The following is an 18,790-nucleotide window of genomic DNA, read 5'->3' on the forward strand; positions in this document are numbered from 1 at the left end:
AAAACAAAGTTGACCCGTGCTGAGCTGTAGAAAAAATATTCTACTTAAAATAAAGACTACACAAGATAGAGCTTGCTGGTATGGTGCTTGATGAGCTATGGAACGACTTTTTGAAAAAAATTGCCTATGACTACGAACTGCCAAAGGCACCCACAGAAAAGCTATTGCTAAGATTTAGCTATCAAAACCTTGAAGTTTTTAGCAAGTATGGTGATGAAAAAGCATTGGAAAAGCTTGATCCTGACGATCCCAATAGCTTGACCAACTTTAAACGTAATATGACTAAGGTTTATCAAATTTTTGATGCTGAGGTCACGTACAAAAGCGAAAACAACAAGTTTCCTGATCTATTTGATTATCTTTATCTGAAATGTTGTGATTGGCGATCGCAGCTTGGTATTCCAAGCGGTTCTGAATTTCAGATTGTTCCAGAGCAGCATTTAGACGAGTGCTTGCATCAGCTCGATTATGACAAACAATCTCAGGCTTTCCGTGATACTTTACGTCACGGAACAGTTAAAGCATTTTTAGTGAGAGCAGATGATCCTCGAATTCAGAAGTGGTTAGCTAAGCGATTATTTTTGAAAATTCCTAGCTACGAGATTGCTGAAAGGTATCCCTTGGAAATTAGCACGACACTACGTCGAAACTTTGATGAGTTTTGGATAAGTCTAGCCCAAAAGCTAAACGTATCAACGGTTGATGGATCGACCGTGGAGAGAATTGCGATTTTTCAAGCTTTATGCGATCGCGCTCGAACTAAGCCATTTGTGATGGTCGTGTACGGAATTGATGGGTTGAGGCGAAATCTCAAGCTATTTTTTGAAGAGTTCTGGCAGCCTCTACAAGCTCAGATGAGTGAGACTCCCTGCTTGCTAAAGGGATGTTTTGTTCTCATCCTGACTGAATCGGCTAGCTATACCTGTCCATATTCAGACTGTGTTGTGGAGCTACCACCTTTACGAAGTATTGAAGCCGCTGATATAACTTTCTGGTTAAGGCTTCAGGCGGTATCCAAGTTACTACAAGACCGTTCGACTAAACCGTATGAAGAGCAAGTTGACCTTTTAACAAGCGATAGCAGTCCGCCTCTGTATAAGCTCGAAGATATATGTGATGCCTTTGGTCAGATCGATATTGCTCAGATGCTCCCCTACTGGAATTTAGCCGGATGAATCAGCCTGAGTTTGACTACACCTACACCGGCGCTGATGCTTACCAGCCGCCCCAAGCAGGCGTCGAAGATCTCAAAGGACGTATTTACCATCCCTACATACCCAGCGATGATCTCAAAGAAGCGGTTAATCTGGCGATCGCCCTGCAGCGTCCGCTACTGCTAGAGGGAGAACCCGGCTGCGGCAAAACACGCCTAGCGGGCGCTGTAGCCTATGAGCTGACCCAAAAGAATTTGTCTCAACAAGCTGATGAAAGAGAAAACTCTCTTTGGTGGCCTTACTTCATTTGGAACGTGAAGTCGATTGGCCGAGCGCGAGATGGACTCTATCGCTACGATGCGGTAGCCCGTCTGCGAGATGCCCAGCTCGTCGGCTCCGATCCAGAGCGTCTGCAAGACTACTTAGGTAAAAGAGAAAGCGATCAGCTCAAAGAACGTTTAAAGGATCGCAAATCATACCGCGAGTTTGGCCCGCTAGGAGAGGCTTTGCAGGTGCAGTCGCATCGCCCTGTGGTTTTAATCGATGAAATCGACAAAGCCGATAGCGACTTCCCAAACGACTTGCTGCTTGAATTGGACGAGCTACGCTTTGAAATTCCAGAAACAGGAGAGTCTATCTCTTCACCGGCGCAGAAGCCCATTATCATCATTACCAGTAACCGTGAAAAGCCTCTACCTGAGCCATTCCTGCGGCGCTGCCTTTATTTCTATGTCACCTTTCCCGATCAGGCTCAACTACTAGCCATTATCAAAAAGCGCTTTGGCCGGGTACCCGCCGATCGCCAAAAACTGGTCAAAGAGGCGATCGCCCACTTTGAGCAAGTAAAAGTCTTATTGAGCGATCAGCCAGGGAGCCGCCCGCCCGGTACTAGCGAGTTTCTAGAGTTTCTGATGGCGCTACTCAACAAACCCGTCGCAGAGGCCACCGCCGCTCTAAAAAACTTAGCCAAGCGATCGCCCCTGTTGGGCATTCTGCTCAAGACGAAGCCGGATCAGGATCTCTACCGAACGCAGTTCCCGGCTCAAGGCGATGAGTGAGCTGACACCGCCGTTTCTAGATTTATTTCAGCAGCTCCGGCAGGCAGGGCTAGCGCTGACTCTAGAGCAATACGATCTGCTGCAACAAGCACTCAATCAGGGCTTTGGTCTCAAGAGCTGGTCAGATCTTAGGCGCGTGTGCAAACTCCTTTGGCTCAAGCCTGACCCCATCTTTGATGCCGATCGCTTTGATCAGCTTTTCGATCGCTACGTGCAGCAGCGCCGCCAGCAGCTCCAGCCACCTGATCGGCCTGTGCCCCGCCAACCCGCTCCAGAGAAATCATTTCAATCGCGTTTGCCACAGGTGCCGCCCCGCCGGACAGTCTCTCAAGACGCTGCCTCTGAAATTCAAGCTCCCGTTGCGGCCAAAACCCGGCCTCCTGCTGTTCAGCCATCAAAGCAGCAAACTCACTTTCAGTTGACCCCTGTGGATCTACCACTGCCGCTAATGGCGATCGCCCCCCTATGGAAACGCTTGCAGCAGCGCCAGCTAGAAGACAGCTCTGCCTACGAGCTAGATTTAGAGGCCACAGTTGATCAGATCAGTCGGGTTGGCTTTTTTAGCGAAGTCGTCTTGCGCCCTACCCGAGTTCGTCGGGCCAATCTACTACTGCTAGTAGACGATAGCGAAGCTATGCGTCCCTTTCGCCCGGCGCTGCAGCCACTACTGACAGCTTTACAAGAGGGCAGAATCGGCCCTGGTCAAATCTATCGCTTTACCGGCTACCCGGATAACTATCTGTATGACGGGCAGTTTCCCAGTCAGGCCACGGCTTTGAGTACAGTGCTCTCGCGTTTGCATAGAGCCAGTACAGTGATGATAGTCGTGAGTGAGGTCGGTGCAGCGACAGGTACCTACCGCGCTCCACTTGTCCAAGGCATTACCCGCTTTCTGACGCGAGTGTTTCCCTGTGTGCATGATTTGCTTTGGCTTAATCCGCTGCCGCGCCATCGCTGGGCACACACCTCAGCTCAGCTCATTGATAAGATTTTGACGGGGCGCATGGTGCCGCTGGCCCAGAGCAGTTTACAAATGGCTATTCAAGCGCGATCGCCCGCTAAGATGCCCTTATGGTCACTTCCTCCCAGCCTTCGCAATCGATAGCCCAGCGCCAAATTCAGGCGTTTGAGCAGCGCTATGGCACGGCTGCGCTAGATCTGGCCTGTCATGCGGCGTTTCCGTTGGCGCTCACGACGGATTTGGTTTACTGTCTGCGCGAAAACTTTGTGATGGCGTGCCCCTGGTATGGGGCGGCAGATGTTTTGCTTTCAGGGCTATGGCATCCAGTGGGCTACGACCTTTATGAGATTGCTGGAGAACTCCGTCAGCATCTGCTTCAGCGGCTCCGTAGTCGCTTTGGAGAGCCGCGCTTATATGAACTAGAAGCGTTCATGACGGCTTATATTAGCTACCGGCTAGGGATTGAAAATACCGATCGCCCATTGCGGCTTGGCGATCATCCCCACTGGACAGCCCTAGCTTGTCTCAACCCTGGCGCGGCTTATGAAGCCATTCAGCGAGAGCTTCAGCACTTGGCATCCACCGAAGATCTCAAAGAACGGCTGCGTTTGGCCGCTTTGGTCGAGAGCTACGCGGATTGGCTGCCTTCCTCGTTTCGGCCTATTTTGCTGGACTGGGCTGACCAGACGGCTGAGGGAGAGCCGATTGATGAAACGCCTTCTGTTGTGGCGGCGCTAACCCAGGCGGGCCTTGTACTGGAGCTAAAAGAGTTTGAGGTGGTGACTTTTACCTTTGCTGAGGATGAAGCGACCGTTTCAGATGAGCTACAGCCCTTTGAGTTTGAGACGGTGACTGTCAACGCCCGTGACAAAATTACGCGGCGAGAGCAGCGGCAGGCTTTCTACTTTGCGGAACTGCTAGCGCCAGATGTGGCTTTAGAAATGGTGGCGATTCCGAGCGGCCAGTTTCAAATGGGTTCTCCACCAAACGAGACAGGACGATACGACGATGAAGGGCCACAGTACGAGGTCACGGTTGAGCCGTTTTTCATTAGTCGCTACCCGGTGACTCAGGCGCAGTGGCGAGCGGTAGCGGCTTATCCCCAGGTCGAGCGATCGCTAGAAGCAGATCCATCTCGTTTCAAAGGTGGCGATCGCCCAGTGGAACGTATCTCTTGGAACGATGCTGTTGAATTTTGCCAGCGACTTTCTATAAAAACAGGCTGTGAATACCGTCTGCCCACCGAAGCCGAATGGGAATATGCCTGCCGCGCCGGTACAACCACGCCTTTTCACTTTGGCGAGACAATTACGACTAAGGTGGCTAATTACGCAGGTGATGCTTACGGCAATGGGCCGGAAAGAAAATTACGCGGTGAAACAACTCGTGTGGGCAGTTTTCCGGCAAATGCCTATGGCCTACATGACATGCATGGCAACGTGCGGGAATGGTGTTTAGATCACTGGCATGAGAATTACCAAGGTGTCTCTAGTGATGGCAGTGCCTGGATATCTTCTGACAAGAGAGAATTGGGAAGAGTAATACGTGGTGGTTCTTGGAACGCCGATGCTAGGTTCTGTCGCTCTGCTTACCGCAGCTGGGACTATCCCAACTTCACGATCCTCAACCTCGGTTTTCGGGTGGTGTGCGTTGCGCCCAGGACTCAGTAGCTCTCTGCTCTTTTGCCCTCTAGCCCTTTGCGCTTTTATGCAAGAAACTGTATATACGGTTTATAAGGTATAAATATTTTAGGAAAATTTACCTTCAGTCTGTGCGAATTGGCAGTAGATTGACAATGCTTTCTTTCTGCCGTCTTGAGACCATGTCAGAGGTACCCATCATTCAGAAAACATACGACCTGATCAAGTGGTACATTCCTATTCTCAATCGCTTACCTCGCGATCATAAATTTAACCTCGGCAATCGTATCGCTTCGGGGCTATACGATCTGCTCGAAGGCTTGATTCAGGCTCGCTATGCTAGAGAAAAAATGTCTCAGCTTCAAAAACTCAATACTCCGCTTGACGTTTTGCGCTATCAAACTCGTCTACTGTTTGATTCGCCCCACTGCTAAGCCGCTATTCCACAAAAGGGATAGGCCGCAAAAACGCGGTGGTTCTTGGAACAACAATGCTAGGAACTGTCGCTCTGCTTACCGCAACAGGAACAATCCCGACAACACGAACAACAACCTCGGTTTTCGGGTGGTCTGCGTTGCGCCCAGCACTCTTTAGAGTCAGAACTGGCAGGTGGGATATCTGTCGGGCGTTATTACGAAAAGTCCAGACCTATTCCAGCGATGCACCAGCATCCAAAAATAAACCCGGAGCAGGTAGCTTGGTAAGCCTAGCTGAAGAGTTGCCTGTTCCCCTCTAGATTCCTTCTCCATGCCAAACCTGATCACTCACCGAGAGCGTAAACAGAACTATTGCTTTACTGAGAACCTAGGCGACGGCATCAGCCTAGATCTCATGCTAATTCCCTCCGGCACCTTCACAATGGGATCGCCCGATCGCGAGCCAGAGCGATTATCAAGAGAAGGCCCCCAGCACTCGGTTACGGTGCCGACATTTTTGATGGGTCGCTATCCGGTGACTCAGGTGCAGTGGCGAGCGGTAGCGGCTTATCCTCAGGTCAAGCGATCGCTCAATCCAGACCCGTCGCATTTCAAAGGTGGCGATCGCCCAGTGGAATGTGTCTCTTGGAACGATGCCGTTGAATTCTGCCAGCGACTTTCTATAAAAATGGGCCGTGAATACCGTCTGCCCACCGAAGCCGAGTGGGAATATGCCTGTCGCGCCGGGACGACTACGCCCTTTCACTTTGGCGAGACGATTACGACCGAGGTAGTCAATTATCGGGGCGATGCTTATGGCAACGGGCCACGGGGAGAACGACGTGGTAAAACAACCCCTGTCGGTAGTTTTCCGGCAAACGCCTATGGTTTACATGACATGCATGGCAACGTATGGGAATGGTGTTTAGATCACTGGCATGAGAACTACGAAAGTGCTCCCAGTGATGGCGGTACCCAGTTATCTTCTGGCAGGAGAAAATTAGAGAGAGTAAGGCGCGGTGGTTCTTGGGACCGCGATGCTAGGAACTGTCGCTCTGCTTTCCGCGTCAGGAACTATCCCGGCATCACGATCGACGACCTCGGTTTTCGGGTGGTGTGCGTTGCGCCCAGGACTCAGTAGCCCTCTGCTTTTTTGCCCTCTTGCCCTCTGCGCTTTTTTTTATAAACCGTATATACGGTTTATAAGGTATTTACTATTTTAATCGTTTTTGCTTAACGCCAAGAAGCTTGAATACCTCATCAGTCAGCGCATTCACCTCGTCAATCGCTGCTGCCGCTTTGCTGCCAAAATTTTGCACCGTTTGCCCAAACACGGCTGACTGCCGATAAACCTGTCTGTGCCGAAGCTGACTTTGCGCCAGCTTAATACCAAACTCAGGCAAAATTTCTAATGTCTCCTTAGCCAGCGTTGTATTCGGCTGACACTGATTCAGCACAATTCGCGCCTGCAGCGCCTCATTCAAGTCGCTGACATTAAAAATCACCTGCTTAATCCCCACCGCTGCCCACATATCCAGCGGCGAAGGAATCACCGGAACCAAAACCAAATCGGCAATCAGCAGAGCACTTTGCGGCACCGGAGAATCTGCCGCTGGCGGACAGTCAATCAAGATGAACTCATAATCACCAATAAACTTCTTGACCTCTCGGTGCACTTTTTCACTCGCCGCACTCAGCCCTACCACCGACGCTGGAAAAGGCAGTTCATCATCCGCTGAAGCCGCCCACCGCGTAGCCGTACCCTGTGGATCCGCATCCACCACCAAGACTTTGTAGCCACGCTTAGCGATCGTGCCAGCAAGCTGCATACTGACCGTCGTTTTGCCAGAGCCGCCCTTCTGGTTGGCTATAGTGATAATCTTCGCTGTCATTGTTTATGGCTTAAATGGTTTTAACCGTATATACGGTTTTTATGGTTAAAACGATTTATAAAGTCTATACCGTATATCTATTTCGCTCAATTTCTTGATGCTGCAGCCGTATAAACTGTATATACGGTATTAATTGTATATATCTTCAAAACTGTTTCAACGCTCAAAACACAATGCCCAAGCCCAGCATGAAGTCCCGCATGACACAGTCTCTTAAGGCTGAAGACGAAGCCGTTCGTTCTCGCTTTGAAAAAGCCGAAAGTTTGCTAAGCACTCAGACTAGCCAGTCCTCCCAGCCCAAGACTTCTATCGCAGAACCAGAAAGCTCCCCTCAGCCGAAAACAACCAAACCGCGATCGCAAAAAGTGATCCGCGACAGCTTCAGCCTTCCACCCGATGACTATGAGCTAATCGCCCAGCTCAAGCAGCGCTGTCTAGGACTTGCCATCAGCGCCAACAAAAGCGAAGTCATCCGCGCAGGCTTGCACGCCCTCACATACCTATGCGATGAAGACCTTTGCTCTGTTGTCCAAGACCTTGAAAAAGTCAAAACTGGACGACCGCGAGAATCGAATTAACTGTTTATACTGTTTTTACTATTTATATAGTATGCAAATTGTTTGAATTGCTATATCAATCTACTAAGCTAAAAGCCTTAAAGGGCGTAAACGCCTCATGTGCCAAGCCTCTCCTGTAATCTTGGGCTTAGCAAAACTTCAAGCGATCGCCCTTTTAAAGTTTGTACAGCTAAGACTTAGCACCCAAACAATCGACAAACGGTGCCAATGCCATGTTCTAAGGTGTCTAATGTCTGCGTGACGTTGCTCAAGACATTGTTAAAGTCAAGGCGATCGCTGGCATCTGCAGGGAAAACGCATGCTCAAGCAGTTAAGACTTCGAGCAGATAGTCGTTGTCCCAACCGGCTTTGAGGCGCTTAGCCTTCTTGCCGACTTTGACAGAGGACTCTCTAGAGAGCAAGTTGAGGGCGATCTTCCGAATCAGGCTCATGTTTTCTGGTGCGTGACCTGAACGGATACGCGAGTTATCCTCATCAAAAGCAATATCCAAACACCAGTGAAGCTGGTTCTCAATGCCCCAATGGCTACGGACTGCTAGGGCAAAGCGTTTGACATCGCCCTCTAGACTCAGCAGGTAGTAACGACGCTCAACGGTGGTAGGCTTGCCAGTAATACGCCGCTGCGACTCAATCATGCCGACGCGCTTGAGTCCTTGCCAGCGCTCAGCACCAATGAGGTGCTCAACCGACTCCAGCAGCCAGTGACGCCGAATCTCGATGCGACCATGCCCTTTATCGAGGCTCTGATAGTACTCGTGGGCAATGCCCTCAAACTGTTGCCGGCTAGCCCACTCAAACAACTGCTCAACATCTTCGTGCAGGTGCCCCTGATTGCCCTTGAGCGAGAGGATATAGTCTGCCCCCTGTGCGACAATCTGCTGGGCAATAGCCGTTTGTGCCCCCATTGCATCAAGGGTGACGATGCAGCCTTTGAGGTCGAGCACCTTCAGCAACTGGGGGATAGCTGTGATCTCGTTGGACTTGCTATCAACTTTGAGCTGAGCGAGCACTAAGCGGTTTTCGCTAGCCCAAGCGCTGACCATGTGAATTGCCCCTTTCCCTTTGCCTCGGTCGTAGGAACGGCGCACGCTTTTGCCATCTATTGCCACAACCTCGCCTTCGCTTAGCTGCGCAATCGCCTCAATCCAACTGGCAAAGCTGTTTTGCAATTGATCTGGGTCCAGCATCGCAAACAGACGACTGATGGTGTCGTGCGAGGGTATCCCGTTTGGTAGAGATAGAAAGCTTTTGAGCCACTCAGCCTTGCTATGACCATAAGCTTCTATCTCTACCCAGCTATCGGCACCGCAGATGACGGCACATATCGTCAACGCAATGATGTCTATCAGTCGATGCTCTACTAGATACTCGACGCGGGGATCCTCTAACCGCTCGAAGTGGGCTAACAGCGACCCTGACTCAGTGATGGGGACATTCATCGGCTTTTCTGTCTCAACAGCTATCCTGAAGTATCACCTATCTTCGAGTATGCGTTTGCCCTGCTGGCATCTGGTTGATAAGTATAGTCTCCCTGAGCAACGGGGCCGTTAGCAGGGTTTTGCGGTGCTGAGTAAACAATATTGAAAGGATAGTTGAGACCACTTTGAGATGCTCTTGCCAAAAAGGTCGTCACTGGAATGCCATAGTTGAAACCCGTTTTATCGGCTAGCTCAGAGGCCACACTTTCACTAACGTTCAGCCGTGCTGCGATTCCCCGTGCATCTTGAATCGCCCCTACACCATGAATTGCAACTAGGCGACCAGCAGCATCTAAAACTTGGCCGCCCGACATTCCACTGTTTGTCACATTAGTGTAGCCAACCTGGTATCCGCTCACGGGTCGATCCAATAAGGTCGAGATCGATCCGCTAGTAAATTGTCTGACGTAGCTACCGTCTGGAGTTGAGTCTGCTGGCCAACCGGAGAGGTACACATCCTGTCCAGGTGAGAGCTGATAAGTTGCTAGTGGAATAGGCTCGTAATCTTGCTCACACTCGAAGACAACTAGGGCTAGGTCTTCTTGAGTAAAAGCACGAATCTCGCTGACAGGATGAATTTCACGATCAGCGGTTCTGACTGCAAACTCAAAGTCTCGGCTATCCTCAAAAGCGACAACATGAGCATTGGTTACCCCTACGCAGCGATCGCCCTCTTTAGCAATTAAAGAGCCGGAACCATGCGCCCTGTTATTGCCTTCAACCCCAATAATCAGCAGTGTTGTTTCCTGAGAAATTTGATTGATTTCAGGCCCTGACTTAATGGTTTCATCTACTTGAGCCAGACCGGGTAGCTGGAGGCCAGCTAGAGCTGAAGCAGAGACTAGAGCGGCGAACGTGGCTTTCCTCACAAACAAGATCCTCAAGTTAGAACAAATTGCCTTTGTAAGAGAGTATTTCTAGGCTGATAAAGCTTATTCATCGCTCAGAATTTAGAGAAAAAACAGGCGCGCTCTTGACGAAGAAACCAAGAGAGCGATCGCCCTTTGTTTATTTCCTTTTGATTTCCTCTATACTGAGAACATGTTTTATTTGTGGTAAAACATGATAATTACAGTTGCCGGCTTCAAAGGAGGCATCGGCAAGACGACGACCGCCCTGCACCTAGCGGCCTTTTTCAGCATGACGCTCAAGTCAGAGCGGGTTCTAGTGGTTGACGGGGATCCAAACCAGTTTTGCCTCGGCGTCAGCAAACGCGGCCAACTGCCGTTTGAGGTTTGCTCACTGATGTCAGCTCCCAGAGCCTCCCAGGGAATGGAACATATTGTCATCGATACCGAAGGCAACCCAGATAAAGCCGATATTGAAGAATTCTCCAAAGGCTCCGATCTGGTAGTGCTGCCCTGTACGGTAGACTCAATGGCTATAGAAGCGGTGCTCAACGCCGTCGATAGCCTGACGACGCTCAAACGCTACGGCGTCGTTCTCACCATGATTGACAGCCGCCAGCGCAGCACCACCGAGCAGGCCAGAAGCGGCCTCAAGAGCGTCGGCATCCCGGTCTTCAAACAAGGCATTCGCCGCTTTGTCGCCTACCAAAAAGCGGCTCTCAAAGGCGTCCCCGTCTACGATGTCACCGATGAAAATGCCCGCATCGCCTGGGGAGAATATGTGGCCTTAGGCAAGGAGATCGTGAGCCATGTCTAACATGTTCGACGCGGTGCTGAGAAACAAACGTCAAAGACAAGTTCCTCAACTTGAAAACGAAGAACATGTTCTATACAATAAAGACGCGCCACATATAGAACATGAGTATATGCCTACTGCCACCGCCCAAAGCGTCGAAGACTTCAAACAATACGCCCGTCTGAGACGCTCCAACGCAGAAGTGCAGCACCACATCTGTTTGTTTCTGGCCAAGCTAGTGCAAGCGACTAAACCTGAAACCGTCAAGCAGATTTGTGATGACGAACTGGCCTGGTTTCTAGCGCACTACAGCGGCGCCAGCGCCCGCACCACCTACATGAGCGCCTACCGCAAAGCGATCCAAGCCTGCTTTGCCGAGCGAAAGATCCCTGATGCCCTGCTAGTTCAGCGCCAAACTTCCAAGGGCCTAATCACGCAACACCTAGCGCTGAACCTGATGATGGCCCCGGCAGAGGACTACGAAGTCCGCCGCCAGCAGAACAAAACCAAAACCGACACGGATCAAGATAACTCCACCCCCTTCGACATGGACGCGGCCCTAGCCGCCACCGAAAGCGCTCTCCACTCCAAAGACTGGCGAGAAGTCGTCGCCGGCTTGCTGATGGCTTCCCAGACCCGCCCCAGCGACATCCTGCAGCTCGCCGAATTCAAAGCCCTCTCCAAATACCGCCTGCACATCCAAACCACCCTGAAAAAGCGCGGCAGCAAAGTCACCGCCGAGATCTGGTGCCTCACCGACACCATGCTGTTTATCGACGCCCTCAACCGCGTCCGCCGCGACCCCAATGTTCTAACCCTCAAAGACGCCCGCCCCGCCGAAATTGACAGCCGCAAAAACAGCACGATCAACCGGGCCGTCAACCGCGTCTACGGCACCATCATCGCCCCACCCTTCACCGAAACTGAACTGAGCGCCCACAACCTCAGAGCCGCTGGCACCAATATTGGCTATCACCTCTACGGCAGCGAAGGCCAAAAGCTCCAACGCTTCGTCGAACTCCAACTCGTTCACGACAGCAAAGGTACCGCCGCCAACTACGACGACTACTACTGCATAAATGCTCAAGGCCGCGAAGTCACGACTAAGGGCCTCAGAGAAGACGCTCCCCTCAAAATCCAGCCCAAGAGCCGCATCACTAAACGCCCTACCCTTGACCAACAAATCATCGACGATCTAGAAACCCTTTTCGGTACTGGCAGCACCAAAGAGAACGTCATTGAAGCGATCGCCCTGGCCAAACAGACTATAAAGCTCAAAGCCGAAAACGAACGGCTCAGCGCACGCCTGAAAGCCGCCGAAGAGCGGATCGAAGTGCTTGAAGAATATTCCAGCAGAGAACTCATCCACCTCTACCCCGAAGGTACTAAACCGAGGCGATCGCCGGTTGAAGACATCCGCAGCACCCCCAACGCCGACCTGATTAGCAGCAAAAAGCGGGGAGCCTTTGAAGAGCGCCTGCGCCGCAGCGTCGAAGCCATCCAGGAGTATAACGCTGGTAGACCGCTAGAAGAGCAGATTGCCATCAACGCCGGCTCCTTGCGCAAGATTGCAAAAGGGAACGTGCAAGCCATCAACATGTGGGTGAAGAACAACGATGAGCTAGAAGCCTACAGCGCAGCCCAAGGCCACACCTACCGCCAGAACGTCGGCAAAGACCTATCAGTCATCAAGTGGAATGAAGACGCCTATGGGGCATATGAATGGCCAGAAAGCTACTTTAGTTAGCTAGCACCTTTAGCTAACTAGAGCTCAATTCTGCGCTGTGAGCTTCCTGAATACGTTGAATAGAGCGGTTACAGATTTGCCGAACCCGCTCACGGCTGAGCTGAAAACGCTGACTGATATCTTGGAAGCTCAGTTCCTGTCCATATCTGAGCATAACGATAGTCCGCTCTCGCTCAGAGAGGTCAGCCGCCTGAAAAAGACTTTGAATCTGCCGAGGGCGATCCCAAGCCTCCAAGGTCGCCATCACATCAGCATCATCAGCAATGAGGTGGCCTAGTTCATTATTGTCACTATCGCCCACTCGCATATTGAGACTAGCAGTGCGGTGAAGCTGCTGAGCTTGCTGCCACTCATCAAAAGACCAGCCGATTGAGGTCAGCAGTTGGGCAAATTCAGCTGTTGTCGGCACCCGGCCCTGCTGCTGGGAGAAATCGCGGTAAAGCCGCTTGGCCTTGCTCTGCTTTTCGCGCACATGAATCGGTAATCGAATCGTCGTGCTGGTTTGCGAGAGAGCGCGGGTAATCCCTTGGCGGATCCACCAGTAAGCGTAGGTCGAGAACTTGAACCCTTTATCAGGGTCAAACTTCTCGACCGCGCGGGCAAGACCGAGCGTCCCTTCCTGAATCAAATCTTCAAGGGGTAAGTTGCGCTCCGTATATTGCTTAGCGATACTGACGACCAGCCTGAGATTGGCCTCAATCATGCGGCGTTTAGCCTGCTGAGAGCCTTGCTGCACCTGCCTAGCCAGCTCAATTTCCTCATGGGGCTTGAGCAAAGGAAAGCGACCGGCCTGAATCAGGAAATCGCGAATGATGTCGTTAGCCATAGACCAGAGCAGAAAGTGATTGAGACCTCAGTAGTGTTTATCAGGATAGAGGCTTAGAGCCCTACTAAGCCCAAAGAGTACTGCCATTACGAATTACTTTTACAGCGGCGATCGCCCGAAGCAGCCGTTGAGCTACCCGAAATCTGCCCTATTGCTGCCTACCTTTAGACACATGAGCCGCCAGTCAGCTTACTCTCAGACTTCTCAGTTAGCCATTAAGTCATTCTCAGGTTGGAGTCAGAGAAGTCTCAGAGAGAGCCTGCATAGTAGGACTCAAGATGATTGAAGTCAAAAACGCAAACTAAGGAGCTAAATCATGAAACGCATCACCTTCGCTATCTTCTCTCTTGCCCTCTCTGCCGCAGCTATCTCTCCGGCCCAGGCCATCACCGCCGAATCAGCCAGCCGCATTGACCAGGCCCGCCAAGAGCATCTCGATAACAAGTCCTCGGATAAGTTCGATCAGCTGCGCTCTGAACACTTAGACAACAAAGAAGAAACCAAGTTTGACCAGCTGCGCCGCGACCACCTGAACAACAAAGAAGACTTCTCCAAGTTCGACCGCCTGCGTCGTGAGAACCTGAGCAAGTCCACTGATAAGTTCGACCAGCTGCGTTCTGAGCACTTGGACAATAAGGAAGAAACCAAGTTTGACCAGCTGCGCCGCGACCACCTGAACAACAAAGCCATTTAAGCCTTTCATCGGCTAGCGTTCGAGTCACACGCCGCGCCCACCAGAGAAAAGCCCCCAGCGACTCAACAGCGGGGGCTTTTTCGTCTCTAACCAGCTTGATGCGCGGCTCCTTGTCTCAATCATCGCCGCATCAAGGCTCTAGTCTCTATGGCTAGGGCTTTTTTTGTGAGGGTAGAGAGGCGATCGCGGCTTTGCCCAGTTCAATCAGCGATGTGCGCTAAGTCATGACCCCAAGTAACCAGAAACACACGCTTATCTGCTCAATGTCACAGGGAAACGATGGTAAAAGGCGGAGCCGACCCTGAAGTTCTAAACAGGTGAAACAGAACACCTCAAACAAGTCCCCCATTCTAGGAGTTGAAATCATGCAATTGAAGTATCGCGGTCAAAGCTACCAAACAACAGCCCCCAGCTTAGAAACCACTGTTTCAGAGCAGCCCGGTATCTTTCTAGGTCATCACTTCACCATTCGCCAAGTGCAGACCCTGCAGCGGCGACAGCCGGTAGAGCTAACCTATCGCGGTGTTCGCTACAGCCATTAAATTTTTAGCTTGGTCAGATCAAACCCTTCCTCCTCCGGCTCCAGCGATCGCTGGAGCTTTTTTGTAGGGATAGGCGATCGCTCTCCGGCAGTTCCTGAGCCTTCTTTTGCTCAATCGCTGACCTATAAGTCATGTCAGCGATCGCTGTTGAGGCGTGTCACGAGTGAAATTTTCTAGTGCCAGACGATGCTGTGTTGTTACGGAAACAGCCCGCAATCGCCTTTATTTTGAGGCTAGGCACTATCGAGGGAGCACATCGTCCAAGGCGAGTTTCAATTCAGGGAATAGCGGTGAAGCGATAGATTGTTTCAATCTGTACTGCCGCTGCTGATACTCATCCCCGTTGAGATGACAGAGCGTGAAAGTAGGTTGTTTGGGCTTACCAATAAAAGCGGTTCCACCCAGGCCACGAAAATCGACAAGCCAGTATTCAGGAATGCCGAGCAGTGCGTATTCTTCAACTTTGCGAGCATAGTCATCTTGCCAGTTAGAGCTAATCACTTCAACAACTAGCTTGATGGTGCTGCCATTGGTGATGATGGGCTCGCGATGCCAGAGTGGTTCTTGAGGAAGTTTGTCTTCATCGAGAATAATCACATCGGGCCTGAGAGCGGTTGCTTCAGCCGCAGGCGGTTTAATCAGACAGTTTTTAGGAATGAACCAAGGGAGATTGAGTCGGAGAATTTCAGAATAGAGCCAGCCTGCGACTTTGCCTGCAACGGCTTCATGTGGCCCGGTCGGTTCCATGTCTCGGAGTTCTCCATCGATCAGTTCGTAGCGAGAGTCATCACCATAGTGAGCAATGAACGCTTCAAAAGAAAGAGTTTTAGCTTGCGTGTAAGTCATGGAGATAACTCCCAACAAGGCTTGTAAGCTTTGCATTTGCGATCGCCTAGAGACTAAGCCAAAGCTCAATAGTGCGATCGCCCTGTGCTTCTATTGTCTCTCATTCCCACTCGTTTCATTGTCGATAAAAGACTGTTTGCTTCCTTCTCGAACGGCTGCAAACCTCCACCATCAGCGCCCCGCTGCCACCGGCCACTCAGCCGCTCTACCCCAGCTACCTTGAAGACGCCGCCGTGATCGCCCGTGTTCAGGCCACCGTTGAGCAAGCCGAAGCTGCGATCTCGCGGAGGCAAGTGGTGAGAGCGTTAGAGATACTTTGCAGTGCGGCGATCGCTGCTTTGCTCCTGTGCTTTCAAAACTTGGTATAGCGCTTGCAGATCATAACCAAACAACGCCGTGTAGCAATCGCGTAGCTGTTGTATCTCTGTCACAGCTAGAGCATTAGAACACCTTTACTTTTGGCAAAAAATCAATTCACGTCAAATCAAAATCGTCGTATTTACGCAAGAAATGGGCATACAGAGATCAATCTCATATATCTTGCTACGATGCGAACTGCTATTCCGCTGCTTTCTTCTGCGATCGCTTTAGCCTTAACAGGTTCAATGCAGGCGGCCACTCGTCAGCTAGAAACTAACACTACCCACAACACAGCCGCGATTGCCCAATCTATCTCTGGTTTGGAAGCTGCTGGCTTCGCTATGAAAACTTCAGGTGACAGTGCTGGCATCACTTATGAAACCTGGGTGGCTGAGGACAAGCGCTCGTGGTTTTTATTGATGTGGACAGAGCAGGATTATCCGGCCCAAGATCCTGAAGCAACGGCGTTTTTTGATACGCCAGTGGTCTTTGTTTCTACAGATGTACTAACAGCCTGCTATGCCGTTGGCGACGACTGCTCTGGTTTGGCCTATCAAGGTTGCTGTAGCTTCTCCTGGCAGTATGCATTTGATGGCAGTCTTTGCGGTGATAGAGCAAGATTTTTCTAGCCCAATAGGGTCAACGAAGTGTGGCAGTGCAGGTGCGATCGCCTATCCCTACCGGAGGTTTTATAAGATGGATGAGTTTGTACACAAAGCTGCAGGGCTTGGTTTGCCAGTCATTGTTCTGCTCATTATGATGGCAACGACTGGATTAACCGGAGCCGCCGCGATTACAGCCGCTCTAGCCCTGCTGGGACCAGGAGGCATGATCGGCGGGATTATTTTGTTGGGCATGATCGGCCTCGCGGCTGAAATACTTTCAAAATACGGTTTAGATACTTTGCTGGTAGCAATTTATCTAAAGCGCTCTAGCTGCCGTACTTCCGCCGCGATAGGGTCGCTTCAAAGTTCCTGCGTCCCAGGGTTCATGGGGGGTACAGATGATGGTTGGTTCATAACCTTGTATTCGGCAGAGCCGTTCAATCAATCATTTGGAGAATCTTCTTGCGGAAAGCTCGCAAAGCAGGGCTTCTACCGCTCTGAAGGCTCTGCTCAAAGACTTCCGCGACCAGCTCCAGAATGGGCAGGGCTGGGAAGGTCGGGCTGGTAATGGCTAATTGATATTCTCCGGCCTGCAGCGTGTAGATGTTCAGCCGATTTTTCTCATAGCGCCAGAGTTCAGGCACGCCCAGTGCTACATAAGCATCAAGCTGAGTTTTGGAAGTAACATCTACTTCGATAGCTAGATCTGGCGGCGGATCAATGCTCAGGTCAACACGCCGCTTGCCGCGCATTTGCGCCTGATGCTGAATATAAAAGCACTGATCAGGTTCAATGCCGCTCTCCATAGCGGCTTGCTGAAAGGTGGTGGAGCCAAAACACTCACAGTCAATTTCTAGCTCATCTAGCAAAATCTTAACCAGATCGCCCAATAGCTCTTTATCAACTTCGTGCTCTGGAGAAGGCATTCTGATTTCTAACGTGCCGTGACTGTAGGCAATCCGCGAGGCGCGGGTTTCACCCAGTTCTTCTAAAATACGCTCAAATTGCGGCCAGTCTAAATTGCGAATGAGCAGCCGTTGACCTGAAGGAACATCCAATTGTTGAAGCTGAAGCGTAATCATGAGGGGAGTACCTGCAGAGTCTAGTAAACTCAATGCTCTGTTCTAATAGTAACCAGCCTGCTGGCTGAATTGATGCGATCGCCTGCCTACGCTCCCGCCGCTCCAACAATCTCTGCCGCTGTCAAGGTTAGCGCGGGGAAAGTTTGAGACACCAAGCGATCGCTGCCGCAAAACTGCTGCAGCTGATATTCTTCATTTTCAAGCGTATAGATGGAAATCGTAGGCGTCTTGGGAGAACCAATATAGCGAGCTGCGCCAATCGCCAGATAGTCCACAATCCAGTATTCCAGAATGCCGAGCGCTTCATACTCGGCCAGCTTGTAGAGATAATCATCGCGCCAGTTGGTTGAGCTGACTTCAACCGCTAGTTGAATCGGTTCTTCTAAAGCTGCATACGCCTTCGGGTCAGACGTCCACAGATCCTTATCGATCACGCTTACATCTGGCGTTCGCCCTTGGACTAAACCATCATCGCGAGTTGTTTTCACAGAGGCAAAGCGGCTGATTTTATAGTTAAGCTGGCTGTGCTTAACCTGCTCGCGAAACGCATCGTAGATAAAGTCCGCAACATCATCGTGGGCGCGGGTTGCCATCAGTTGAACAAGCTGACCATTGACCAGTTCATAGCGTTTACCATCATCAGGACAAGCTTCTAGAAAATCTAGAAAGCTGAGAGGCTGAGCGATCGCTTGAGTCATAGCAACTGGCGACCTCGTTAAAGGATAAAGGTTACGGGAATGGTTTTAGTGTAACGCTCTGATTGACTAGCGCTGCATCAGAGCAAATGTGCCAGCTTCTTATACTACTGTCCAATATCAGGCTAAGTGGGATCTTCCTAACTCTCGGTGATCTAAGCTGGCTAATGCTCTGAACCCTAGCTCTTTATTCCTTTGGGCGATCGCACTTGAAGATATTCGACAGAGATATTGCCGTTTAGCGCTTTTGAGTAGGTTCTCAGAGCGATACTACGCTCGTGTCTCAAGAACAGCTAGCGATCGCTTATCTTTTATCAAACAAAGAGCCAGCTTACTTATTACAAAGACGTTATGGAGACGTTATAGGCGATCGCCCTATGTTCGCTTACCTTTCAGCGATCGTATTAACATGTTCTCTTCTCATTGAATGGGCAATTTTAATACAAGTTGCTTGTGCGTAAACAACTTGTATTATTTAGAGGCGTTTGCGCGTATAAAACATGTTATACAAATTTATACATTTGAACATGTTTATTATAGATAGAACAGGTTGCGCCTGAGACGCCTTAAAC

20 protein-coding genes and 1 pseudogene are annotated in these 18,790 nt (G+C 50.7%); 13 read left to right on the forward strand and 8 right to left on the reverse strand.

Features of this window, described 5'->3' with window-relative positions; genetic code table 11:
* The first annotated feature begins 80 nt into the window (after positions 1 to 80).
* The 6 genes and pseudogenes from QJQ48_RS24045 (at position 81) to QJQ48_RS24070 (ending at position 6,370) form a co-directional block, all read left to right on the forward strand.
* Complete coding sequence (locus QJQ48_RS24045; protein WP_346293791.1) at positions 81 to 1,175, forward strand: hypothetical protein; 1,095 nt, start codon at positions 81 to 83, stop codon at positions 1,173 to 1,175.
* Positions 1,172 to 2,212, forward strand: a complete 1,041-nt coding sequence (locus QJQ48_RS24050) for an AAA family ATPase (protein ID WP_346293792.1) — start codon at positions 1,172 to 1,174, stop codon at positions 2,210 to 2,212. Before QJQ48_RS24045 ends, QJQ48_RS24050 begins: the two co-directional genes overlap by 4 nt.
* Positions 2,205 to 3,317 (forward strand): hypothetical protein, encoded by a 1,113-nt coding sequence (locus tag QJQ48_RS24055; RefSeq protein ID WP_346293793.1) that lies wholly within the window; start codon positions 2,205 to 2,207, stop codon positions 3,315 to 3,317. Before QJQ48_RS24050 ends, QJQ48_RS24055 begins: the two co-directional genes overlap by 8 nt.
* A complete protein-coding gene (locus QJQ48_RS24060) occupies positions 3,284 to 4,843 on the forward strand; it encodes a formylglycine-generating enzyme family protein (RefSeq protein WP_346293794.1) in 1,560 nt (519 codons plus the stop codon). The genes QJQ48_RS24055 and QJQ48_RS24060 overlap by 34 nt, the downstream gene beginning before the upstream one ends.
* A gap of 152 nt (positions 4,844 to 4,995) precedes the next feature.
* Positions 4,996 to 5,232, forward strand: a pseudogene (gene avd / locus QJQ48_RS24065) (diversity-generating retroelement protein Avd); the annotation flags it as partial.
* A 328-nt stretch (positions 5,233 to 5,560) separates the two neighbouring features.
* On the forward strand, positions 5,561 to 6,370 hold the full coding sequence (locus QJQ48_RS24070; RefSeq protein WP_346293795.1) for a formylglycine-generating enzyme family protein: 810 nt from the start codon (positions 5,561 to 5,563) through the stop codon (positions 6,368 to 6,370).
* Positions 6,371 to 6,443: 73 nt separating this feature from the next.
* Here QJQ48_RS24070 and parA read toward each other — a convergent pair whose 3' ends face one another.
* On the reverse strand, positions 6,444 to 7,121 hold the full coding sequence (gene parA / locus QJQ48_RS24075) for a ParA family partition ATPase (protein ID WP_346293796.1): 678 nt from the start codon (positions 7,119 to 7,121) through the stop codon (positions 6,444 to 6,446).
* Positions 7,122 to 7,321: 200 nt separating this feature from the next.
* Here parA and QJQ48_RS24080 point away from each other — a divergent pair, with 200 nt between their 5' ends.
* Entirely contained in the window at positions 7,322 to 7,699 is a 378-nt protein-coding gene (locus QJQ48_RS24080) for a hypothetical protein (protein WP_346293797.1), read from the forward strand.
* Between the two features lie 302 nt (positions 7,700 to 8,001).
* Here the strand turns inward: QJQ48_RS24080 and QJQ48_RS24085 are convergent, their stop codons facing one another.
* Both QJQ48_RS24085 and QJQ48_RS24090 read right to left on the reverse strand, forming a co-directional pair.
* Positions 8,002 to 9,138 (reverse strand): ISAs1 family transposase, encoded by a 1,137-nt coding sequence (locus QJQ48_RS24085; RefSeq protein WP_346293798.1) that lies wholly within the window; start codon positions 9,136 to 9,138, stop codon positions 8,002 to 8,004.
* 20 nt (positions 9,139 to 9,158) lie between these two features.
* Entirely contained in the window at positions 9,159 to 10,046 is an 888-nt protein-coding gene (locus QJQ48_RS24090) for a S1 family peptidase (RefSeq protein ID WP_346293799.1), read from the reverse strand.
* A gap of 193 nt (positions 10,047 to 10,239) precedes the next feature.
* Here QJQ48_RS24090 and QJQ48_RS24095 point away from each other — a divergent pair, with 193 nt between their 5' ends.
* Both QJQ48_RS24095 and QJQ48_RS24100 read left to right on the forward strand, forming a co-directional pair.
* Positions 10,240 to 10,842: a ParA family protein gene (locus QJQ48_RS24095; protein ID WP_346293800.1), complete on the forward strand. Its 603-nt coding sequence runs from the start codon at positions 10,240 to 10,242 to the stop codon at positions 10,840 to 10,842.
* A 109-nt stretch (positions 10,843 to 10,951) separates the two neighbouring features.
* Positions 10,952 to 12,568 carry a protelomerase family protein gene (locus tag QJQ48_RS24100; protein WP_346293801.1) on the forward strand — a complete coding sequence of 539 codons (1,617 nt, stop codon included), beginning with the start codon at positions 10,952 to 10,954 and terminating at the stop codon, positions 12,566 to 12,568.
* A gap of 13 nt (positions 12,569 to 12,581) precedes the next feature.
* On the opposite strand, the gene QJQ48_RS24105 is transcribed toward QJQ48_RS24100, so the two are convergent.
* Positions 12,582 to 13,394: a sigma-70 family RNA polymerase sigma factor gene (locus tag QJQ48_RS24105; protein ID WP_346293802.1), complete on the reverse strand. Its 813-nt coding sequence runs from the start codon at positions 13,392 to 13,394 to the stop codon at positions 12,582 to 12,584.
* 316 nt (positions 13,395 to 13,710) lie between these two features.
* Here QJQ48_RS24105 and QJQ48_RS24110 point away from each other — a divergent pair, with 316 nt between their 5' ends.
* The 3 genes from QJQ48_RS24110 (at position 13,711) to QJQ48_RS24120 (ending at position 14,807) form a co-directional block, all read left to right on the forward strand.
* Complete coding sequence (locus QJQ48_RS24110) at positions 13,711 to 14,088, forward strand: hypothetical protein (protein WP_346293803.1); 378 nt, start codon at positions 13,711 to 13,713, stop codon at positions 14,086 to 14,088.
* Between the two features lie 365 nt (positions 14,089 to 14,453).
* Positions 14,454 to 14,630 (forward strand): DUF4278 domain-containing protein, encoded by a 177-nt coding sequence (locus tag QJQ48_RS24115; protein WP_346293804.1) that lies wholly within the window; start codon positions 14,454 to 14,456, stop codon positions 14,628 to 14,630.
* Positions 14,631 to 14,639: 9 nt separating this feature from the next.
* Positions 14,640 to 14,807, forward strand: coding sequence for a hypothetical protein (locus tag QJQ48_RS24120; RefSeq protein ID WP_346293805.1), 168 nt, complete (start codon positions 14,640 to 14,642; stop codon positions 14,805 to 14,807).
* A gap of 63 nt (positions 14,808 to 14,870) precedes the next feature.
* On the opposite strand, the gene QJQ48_RS24125 is transcribed toward QJQ48_RS24120, so the two are convergent.
* Together QJQ48_RS24125 and QJQ48_RS24130 are read right to left on the reverse strand one after the other, a co-directional pair.
* Positions 14,871 to 15,476, reverse strand: a complete 606-nt coding sequence (locus QJQ48_RS24125) for a Uma2 family endonuclease (protein WP_346293809.1) — start codon at positions 15,474 to 15,476, stop codon at positions 14,871 to 14,873.
* A 65-nt stretch (positions 15,477 to 15,541) separates the two neighbouring features.
* Positions 15,542 to 15,769 carry a hypothetical protein gene (locus tag QJQ48_RS24130; RefSeq protein ID WP_346293806.1) on the reverse strand — a complete coding sequence of 76 codons (228 nt, stop codon included), beginning with the start codon at positions 15,767 to 15,769 and terminating at the stop codon, positions 15,542 to 15,544.
* 255 nt (positions 15,770 to 16,024) lie between these two features.
* Between QJQ48_RS24130 and QJQ48_RS24135 the strand changes: the two genes are divergently transcribed.
* Positions 16,025 to 16,465 carry a hypothetical protein gene (locus QJQ48_RS24135; protein WP_346293807.1) on the forward strand — a complete coding sequence of 147 codons (441 nt, stop codon included), beginning with the start codon at positions 16,025 to 16,027 and terminating at the stop codon, positions 16,463 to 16,465.
* Between the two features lie 413 nt (positions 16,466 to 16,878).
* Here QJQ48_RS24135 and QJQ48_RS24140 read toward each other — a convergent pair whose 3' ends face one another.
* The gene (locus tag QJQ48_RS24140) at positions 16,879 to 17,523 is read right to left on the reverse strand and encodes a Uma2 family endonuclease (protein WP_346293810.1); all 645 of its coding nucleotides are present in this window, start codon (positions 17,521 to 17,523) and stop codon (positions 16,879 to 16,881) included.
* 86 nt (positions 17,524 to 17,609) lie between these two features.
* A complete protein-coding gene (locus tag QJQ48_RS24145; protein ID WP_346293808.1) occupies positions 17,610 to 18,221 on the reverse strand; it encodes a Uma2 family endonuclease in 612 nt (203 codons plus the stop codon).
* Positions 18,222 to 18,790: the final 569 nt, after the last annotated feature.

The organism is Sphaerothrix gracilis Ecp01 (assembly GCF_030405905.1).
Classification (GTDB): Bacteria; Cyanobacteriota; Cyanobacteriia; order Phormidesmidales; family Phormidesmidaceae; genus Sphaerothrix; species Sphaerothrix gracilis.